General features: G+C 27.2%; 10 protein-coding genes. 1 reads left to right on the top strand and 9 read right to left on the bottom strand.

The window, feature by feature from the left end; translation table 11 throughout:
* Positions 1 to 192: 192 nt before the first annotated feature.
* Complete coding sequence (locus QK892_RS18080) at positions 193 to 510, top strand: DUF3784 domain-containing protein (protein WP_317274944.1); 318 nt, start codon at positions 193 to 195, stop codon at positions 508 to 510.
* Positions 511 to 721: 211 nt separating this feature from the next.
* Here the strand turns inward: QK892_RS18080 and QK892_RS18075 are convergent, their stop codons facing one another.
* From QK892_RS18075 to QK892_RS18035, 9 genes are all read right to left on the bottom strand, one after another.
* Positions 722 to 1,480 (bottom strand): class I SAM-dependent methyltransferase, encoded by a 759-nt coding sequence (locus QK892_RS18075; RefSeq protein WP_317274943.1) that lies wholly within the window; start codon positions 1,478 to 1,480, stop codon positions 722 to 724.
* Positions 1,481 to 1,694: 214 nt separating this feature from the next.
* Positions 1,695 to 1,889, bottom strand: coding sequence for a hypothetical protein (locus tag QK892_RS18070; RefSeq protein ID WP_317274942.1), 195 nt, complete (start codon positions 1,887 to 1,889; stop codon positions 1,695 to 1,697).
* A gap of 105 nt (positions 1,890 to 1,994) precedes the next feature.
* Complete coding sequence (locus QK892_RS18065) at positions 1,995 to 2,306, bottom strand: hypothetical protein (protein WP_317274941.1); 312 nt, start codon at positions 2,304 to 2,306, stop codon at positions 1,995 to 1,997.
* The gene (locus tag QK892_RS18060) at positions 2,306 to 2,500 is read right to left on the bottom strand and encodes a DUF4177 domain-containing protein (RefSeq protein WP_317274940.1); all 195 of its coding nucleotides are present in this window, start codon (positions 2,498 to 2,500) and stop codon (positions 2,306 to 2,308) included. Before QK892_RS18060 ends, QK892_RS18065 begins: the two co-directional genes overlap by 1 nt.
* 425 nt (positions 2,501 to 2,925) lie before the next feature.
* Positions 2,926 to 3,996 (bottom strand): ABC transporter permease, encoded by a 1,071-nt coding sequence (locus QK892_RS18055; RefSeq protein ID WP_317274939.1) that lies wholly within the window; start codon positions 3,994 to 3,996, stop codon positions 2,926 to 2,928.
* Complete coding sequence (locus QK892_RS18050) at positions 3,987 to 5,081, bottom strand: ABC transporter permease (RefSeq protein WP_317274938.1); 1,095 nt, start codon at positions 5,079 to 5,081, stop codon at positions 3,987 to 3,989. The genes QK892_RS18055 and QK892_RS18050 overlap by 10 nt, the downstream gene beginning before the upstream one ends.
* Positions 5,082 to 5,092: 11 nt before the next feature.
* Positions 5,093 to 6,028 carry an ABC transporter ATP-binding protein gene (locus tag QK892_RS18045; RefSeq protein ID WP_317274937.1) on the bottom strand — a complete coding sequence of 312 codons (936 nt, stop codon included), beginning with the start codon at positions 6,026 to 6,028 and terminating at the stop codon, positions 5,093 to 5,095.
* 85 nt (positions 6,029 to 6,113) lie between these two features.
* Entirely contained in the window at positions 6,114 to 6,758 is a 645-nt protein-coding gene (locus QK892_RS18040; protein WP_317274936.1) for a response regulator transcription factor, read from the bottom strand.
* The coding region (locus QK892_RS18035) for a sensor histidine kinase (RefSeq protein WP_317274935.1) at positions 6,759 to 7,772 on the bottom strand (1,014 nt) is incomplete at its 5' end.

The following is a 7,772-nucleotide window of genomic DNA, read 5'->3' as shown; positions in this document are numbered from 1 at the left end:
GTTATTATTTTTGTTTTAAAATAAGGCTCTACTTTATTTAGATGTTGATAATTATTATTTTTTAAACAAGAGCATATTATTTCCATTTATCATGTAATTATATTCTAAATATATACAATTGAAATATATATTAAAACGCAATTTTATTATAATAGTGAATTAACAATTGTATACTTTGTAGGAGGTATCATTATGAATGTATCACTAGGGCTTGGATGGATAATTGTCATCCTATTTGCAGTAATGTCTATTGTAATAATTAGTGGAAAGGGGAATTTTCTTATAGCAGGATATAACACTGCAAGCAAAGAAGAAAAAGAAAAATACAATGTAAAACGATTAAATCATATACTTGGTGGGGGATTCAGTCTTATAACAATATTGTTAGCAGTTTCTATATATTTTGAGGGTGAATTACCTAAATACTTGCAATGGTTATTCCCTTGGGGCTATTTAACGATAATAGCTTTAATTCTAATTCTGTCAAATACTTTAGGTAAGAAAAAATAGGTATCTATAAGTTGACTCTTAATCTTAAACTATTACCAACTAAAGACTAGTAATTTATAAATCGCTGGTCTTTTAAATTCACCATATATATTATCGACATTATTCTAAAACAGAGCCTAGAATAATCATAAATAAAGGATGTCTATTTCGACATCCTTTAACTGACTTAACTAATTTGAACTATATACATAAGAACTTAATCTTAATATAATTATTTTTGATTTTTGCAAACTATTATATATCTATGTTCTATACTTTCTATATATCCTTTAATATTTATATCTTCCTGTAATTTACATAATTTATCAAAGCAATTTTCTACAGAGAAATTAGGAAATTCCCACTCAATAATCTTAGCAAAATAAACTATTGCTCCAATATCTTTAAAACGTAGGTAAGGAAAATATTCTTTGGCATATAAAATTTCAAAGAAGTTATTTTCTAAGTTTTTTAAGTTATTCTCTAAAGTATTATCTGAATATAATGGCTTAAAATCCTCTATTAAAGCCTTTGATAATACCTCATTATTCTCACCACCTACTTGCTGAGTAATAAAAATCCCCTCTGGCTTTAGTATTCTTCCTAATTCTTTAACATCAAAAGACTCATGCCTATTAATAATTATATCGAAAGTATTATCTTCAAAAGGTAATTCAGAGTCATTAAGTACCTGCTTTACTTGAATTCCAAGTGGTTCTAATTTTTGTTTGCATAATTCAACGTTAGGCATCCACATTTCTGTAACACATGTATTATTATAAGGATGATTAAGTGATAATAAAAATTCTCCACCACCAGTTCCCATATCTAATAATTTGTAATCAGGCTTTAAATATTCCTTTAATATATCTTTATAGTTCCAAGGTAATTCTTCATTTTCCCATCTATTTTCTAAGTAAGAGAAATCCCATCCATGAAATGTAGCTTCCTCTTCCTTTTTCCATAACTCTTTTAATTTACTATAGTTCATAACTGTCCCTCATTTCATATATTTTTTATCAATAGAAAATTGGTGCAGTTTACTGATAGTATATATCTATTCTTGGTGCAATTTACTATCAGTTATTATAACTGCACCAAGTAGTTACTTCGCTCTTTTCTCATATTGAGATTTCACCCACTTTCAAATTCTTATTTCAATAATTTAATAAGCAATTATGAAGAATATACTCTCTATTTTCTTTTTACTTATATAAATTATCTTCAATTATTTTATTTGCAAGTATCCCTATATTAACTTCTCTTGTATCCATATAAACATCTATAATCCTATCTACAAGAGTAACCTCAACATATTCCACTTGCTTTCCATCTTCATCTTTATAAGTTATTATATCCCAAGTTATTATATCCTCTTTAAGTTGTTTTTTTGAAATCATTTATTATCCTCCGTACATTTTCTTTTTTATATTTTATCAAATAGCATTATATATGTCCATTTAGAAATGCTTTAAGCTTTACTTTAAAATAGACATATTTTTTATCTATCTATTCTTGATTTTCTTTATTAATTCTTCATAAACAATTTGAGGTAATATAGCAGCCTTTCCCTTTCCATAGAAGGCAACATCATCTATTGCAAGCCATCTGCTTTTTTGTCCATAAGTAAAGTCTAAAATACAGTTTGCACCTAAAGCCTTTGCTTTAATTGTCATGTCCTCTTTTACATCATTTAAATTTTTTAATTGTGCTCCTATTTTAAAACTTAAGTCTGAGCTGACATTACCTAGCACCTGTGCGTCTTTATTGTTTCCTTCAATAAAAATCATATCTTTATATAAACTAGTGTACGCCATTAATCTTCTTCCCTCTCCATAATTGCAATAAATTCCTGTCTATTTCCTCCAAAGGATGGAATATCAGCAGTAGCTGCAGCTTTTAATTCCCAACCTTGATCAGCATAGGCATTTAATGCATCCTCTAATTTTTGCGGATCAAACTTTCCTGAAAACCACTTATCTTTTTGACTAAGAATCTTATATCTTTTCATTTTAACCCCTCCAACTAATTATATATAATTAAATTATATACCAATTATTACCTTTAGCATAGAAGGAGATAAATATTATATCACTACGACTTGGAGCTTGCGAGGTCGCAAGGAGTATAATATTTTTTATATACAGGAATTTATAAAAAATATTGCCTTATTAATATATTTTATAAATTCCTTCCTTTAGTTTGTAAGTGTTCTATATAAGGTTGCGATGACTTGGAGCTGTGCGACGGAATAAGCAACCTACAGTAAATATTACTATTGCCACTAAAATTATTCCTATAATTGGAGTGAAATTAACTTTCATAATTCCGAATGAAATGAGGAATTATTACCTTCAGTTTAGAAGGAGATACCTATTATATTACTGCGACTTGGAGCTTGCGACGGAGCAAGGAATATAATAGGTATCTCCTCTTTTATTCTTTTACAAAATCTCTTAATCTGAAGCTTCCAGCTGTAAAGAAAACTGCTGACATTAGAATAATTACTATAATTGGAGCAACAATTTGTCCTTCATTAAGAATTTTTCCTATCCAGGATAAAGGTGATATTACACTTAAATAAACTATAATCTCTGGGACATTTGTAAATTCATTTAGAATATTCCCAATTACTCCAAGCCCAAAGGATAATAAACCAAAGATGACAACTGCTAAACTAGCTATAGTTTGATTTTTTAACCACCTTGTAGCTGATAATATTATAGAGGTAGTCATTAAGCTACATAGGATTATTGAAAGTACTCCTTGTCCTAAATTATAGTTTTCTATATTAAATATTTTTATTGATACAAATAAGGTTATTACACTCATCAAACCTTGCATAATAAAACTAGATAAATATAATGATCCTAAAATAACTTTATCAGAGTTCCCAGTTGCTATTGTTCTTTTTAAAACCTTTTGAGCTCTAAGTTTAATTATATCATCTGTTAATACGGAACTGCCTATCATCATGAAGTAGCATATCATAATAACTGTCATATAAAAATTAGAGTTACTACTTTCATCCTTATTAACTATTACTGCTTCTATTGAATTTGTACTAAGGCCTGTATTTATATTTTCTTCAAGTAACTTATTTATATTATCAATAATTATAGTTTCTGCTATAACTGAGCCCATTCCAGCTTCTACAGAATAACTTTTTACTTTTGGAACATTCCCACTATCTATAGTAGTTTCAAAATTTTCATCAAATACATAAATAACAGCTATTTTCTTGTCTCTTAAAGCATCATAACTATCTTCTATATTTCCATCTAAGGTTTCTATATCATATTTTTCTGACAAATCATCTATAATTATATTTGAATACTTTCCAGAAGACTTATCTAATATACCTATTTCCCCTAAAGAGCTATCATTTGAATTTCGTCCTACTACTCCATATAAAACAATCATAGGAAGAAGAAATGTCATTAGAAAAATTGATGGATTTTTTAATATTCTTTTTAAATTTATTATAGTTAATCTAATTAAGCGCATTTTCTTCCCTCCTTTGATAAACTTACTTTTATATTTGCAATTCCAAATAATACTACTGAAAGAATGACTATAAATATTAAATCTTTAATATTGCTGTTAAAGTTTCCATTCAAATTATATACATTAAATAATTTTGTAATATAATGAGTTGGAGCTAAGACTTTTAAAGCATTCCCTTCTCCAGTAAAGGCTTCCATTCCTAGTATAGGAAGAGCAAAAACCAATCCACCAATAACTTTGCCATAATTTGCTCCAAATAGTTCATAAACACATTTGATTATAGATACTATTAATATAGCTGAAACTAATATTAATGCAATTAACGGTAGTAAACTTCCTGTAAAACTTATTCCTGCAATTCTAAAGAAAAATACATATGCTGAAACTATAATTACTGAATATATTAATAAAGCAAATGAACTATAGTAAAAGTATTTGGTCCTACTTATTGGTGTAGAAAAAATTCTTCTATCCATATTTATACTAGCCTCAGTATAATTTCCTTGAATAAATGAAAATATTAGCATACTAATTACAAATCCAATCATTGATGATGATAATACTTCATAACTAGTAGAGGTTTTACCAGTAGTTATATTTATATTTTCAATTACAGATTTTCCGGTAATATTGTTTAAAGCTTCTGTAGATCCACCAGATAAACTTACATAAAGGCCTTGATGATATTTATCTAAAATAGTCTTTAGAGTATTTGTTGAATTAGTGTATCCCTCTTCTAATTTATTTATTTTTATTTCATTTTTTTCTAATGATACAACACTTTCTTCATATCCCTTGGGAATAACAATTTCTACATCTGATTCCTTATCATTCACTTCAACTAGTTCTCTCATATCATTACTTCCTAAAAATGAAACTAAATTTTTAGACATATTACTATTATCATTATCTGCTATTGATATTTTTAAAATATTTAATTTTAGTGGATTTTCATGAAGTGAATTTTGCATAAATCCCATAAAACCCGCAAGTAATACAGGAAACAATATAAAAAATGCGATTGTAACAGCTGCATTTGAAAGCATTCCCTTTAAAGTTATTTTTGTATAATAAAGTAACTTCATATAAATTCCCCCTAATCCCTTAAAGTTTTTCCTGTTAAGGCTAGGAATACATCTTCTAATTTTGCTTCTTCATAACTTATTTTTTTAATATTAATATCATATTCTTCTACAATACTTAATACATTATTTAGTTTAAAATTTGAATCTATTGTTAGAGTAATAGTATCTTCTTTTTCTTTAACCTTTAATACCCCATTTAATTTTTCTATACTTAAAATTAATGCAGCACTTATATCCTTTGCTTCTATAGTGATTTTATTATTTGGAAAAACTGATGTTTTAATTTCATTTTCAGTACCATAAGCAATTTCCTTACCTAAATCAATTATAAAAACTCTCTTACAAAGCTCTTCAACTTCCTCCATATAATGAGAAGTATAAATTACAGTTGTTCCCCATTCCTTGCAAATATTCTTAGTAAAATTAAATATATGGTTTCTTGATTGAGGATCTACTCCTACTGTTGGCTCATCCATTATCAAAACTTTAGGGTGATGCATAATTGCTGTTGCTATATTTAATCTTCTTTTCATTCCCCCTGAGAATTTTTTTATTTTTTCCTTTTTCTTTTCTACAAGGCCAGTGACTTCAAGTGCTTCTTGAATTCTTTCTTTCAGCTCCTTACTTTTTAATCCATACAAGGCACCGAAAAACTCAAGATTATCATAAGCCGTAAGATCCTCTATTAATGATATATCTTGTGGTACATATCCTATACATTCTTTTGCCTTTATTGGTTCTTTTAAAATATCATACCCACAAATTTTAACAGTGCCACTATCTGGTGCTAAAAGGCTTGTCATTATATTAATTAATGTAGATTTACCCGCTCCATTAGGTCCTATAAATCCAAATATTTCACCTTTATTAACCTCATAACTCACATTATCTAAAACTAATTTATCATTAAATCTCTTTGTAACATTTTTAACTTCAATTATACTCATAAAAATACCCCCTTAAGTTTTCTTAATTATATAATAATAAAAACCTAGGGGGATTGGCATTACTTGAAGTCACTATATAAATGACTTAAGTCACTATTCCATTCTTAAATGCAAAGATTGCAATTTGAGTTCTATCTCTAAGATTGAGTTTTGATAATATATTGCTAATATTATTCTTTATAGTTCCTTCTGACAAATATACTTTATCTGAAATTTCTTTATTACTTAATCCTTCCGCAATATATTTAATAATTTGAAGTTCTTTTTCTGAGAAATTATATTTTTTTAACTCTGTAATTTTATGTCCATCATTACTTTTATATAAAACCTTATTTGCAACTTCAGGATGAACTACCATATTACCCATATAAGCAGTTTTAATTCCTTCATAAATAACTTCATGAGAGCTATCCTTCATCATATATCCAAAAGCACCATAACTTAAAGCATCTTGAATATATTCCTTATCATTAAAGGTAGTTAACATAATAACCTTAATCTTAGTAAATTGCTCCTTTATTAATCTTGTTCCCCTAACACCATCACAGTCTTTCATTCTTATATCCATTAGAACAACATCAATATTCTTTGTTTTACATATTTCTAAGGCTTTATAACCATTTTCTGCAGTATCAACCACTTCAATATCCTCAAAAGTTGAAAGCATAAGCTTTAATCCTTCTCTTATTAACTTCTCATCATCTACAATTAATATTTTTATCTTTTCCACTTATATCTCCCTTTCTCTTGGAACTACAATCTTAACAAAGAAGCCATTTCCTGTTTTAGAACTAATATCTACCATTCCTCCAACTTCTTCTGTTCTTTCTTTTATATTTTTAAGTCCAAAGCCACTTTCTTCTATAATATCAGTACCAATTCCATTATCTTTAAAAGAAATAACAAAATCATTATCTGTAAAATTCATGATTACATTTATCTTTGTTGCATTCCCATGTTTTAATGAATTAGATAGAATTTCTTGTGTTATCCTATATAAATGAGTGCTTTGCTTTGTAGATAAATTCCAACTTCCCTTAGATACTATAATCTTTACTTCAATTCCAGACATTTTCTCGAAATTTTTACATAGATCTTGTATTCTAATTATCCCTCTATAATTATCGTAATCATCAGACTTAAGCTCCTTTACTGCTAATTTAACATCTTGAAAACTATCATTAATAAAGCTTCTTAACTCACTAATCATATCTTTTAATTTACTTTCTTCCTTAGATGCTAATACTTCCATAGCTGATAACTGAATAATAGCTGTAGATAAGGCATGACCAACACTATCATGTATTTCTCTAGATATTCTATTTCTTTCCTTAAGTATTGTTAATTCTTCTATTGATGTTAAGTACTCCTCAAGTTTATTATTAGCTTCAATTAAGTTTTCCTCAGATACTTTAAGTTTATCATATAACCTTTGAGCTTCTTTTTTCGTATTGTGCAAATTTGATATGTAATTTAATAAAACAGAAAAAATAATTATAATTACTAAATTTACAAAGCCTTCTTCAATACTTCTATTAAACTTTGAATGTGTAGATAGTAAGAATATTATAGGTAATAATATATATTTAATATTTTTATTCTTAAGTGAAATAGTGTCTATAGTTAAGCCTATTAAATAAAATAATATGTTTCCACCAAAATTTATGCATGCTATTGAGGATATTATTAATTCTGAAGTTATTGAAAATATACTTACTATATCACGTTTAAAGAAAAAAATTCT

It is taken from the genome of Clostridium lamae (assembly GCF_033043255.1).
Taxonomy (GTDB): domain Bacteria; phylum Bacillota; class Clostridia; order Clostridiales; family Clostridiaceae; genus Clostridium; species Clostridium lamae.
This window is presented reverse-complemented; position numbering and strand designations above follow the sequence as displayed.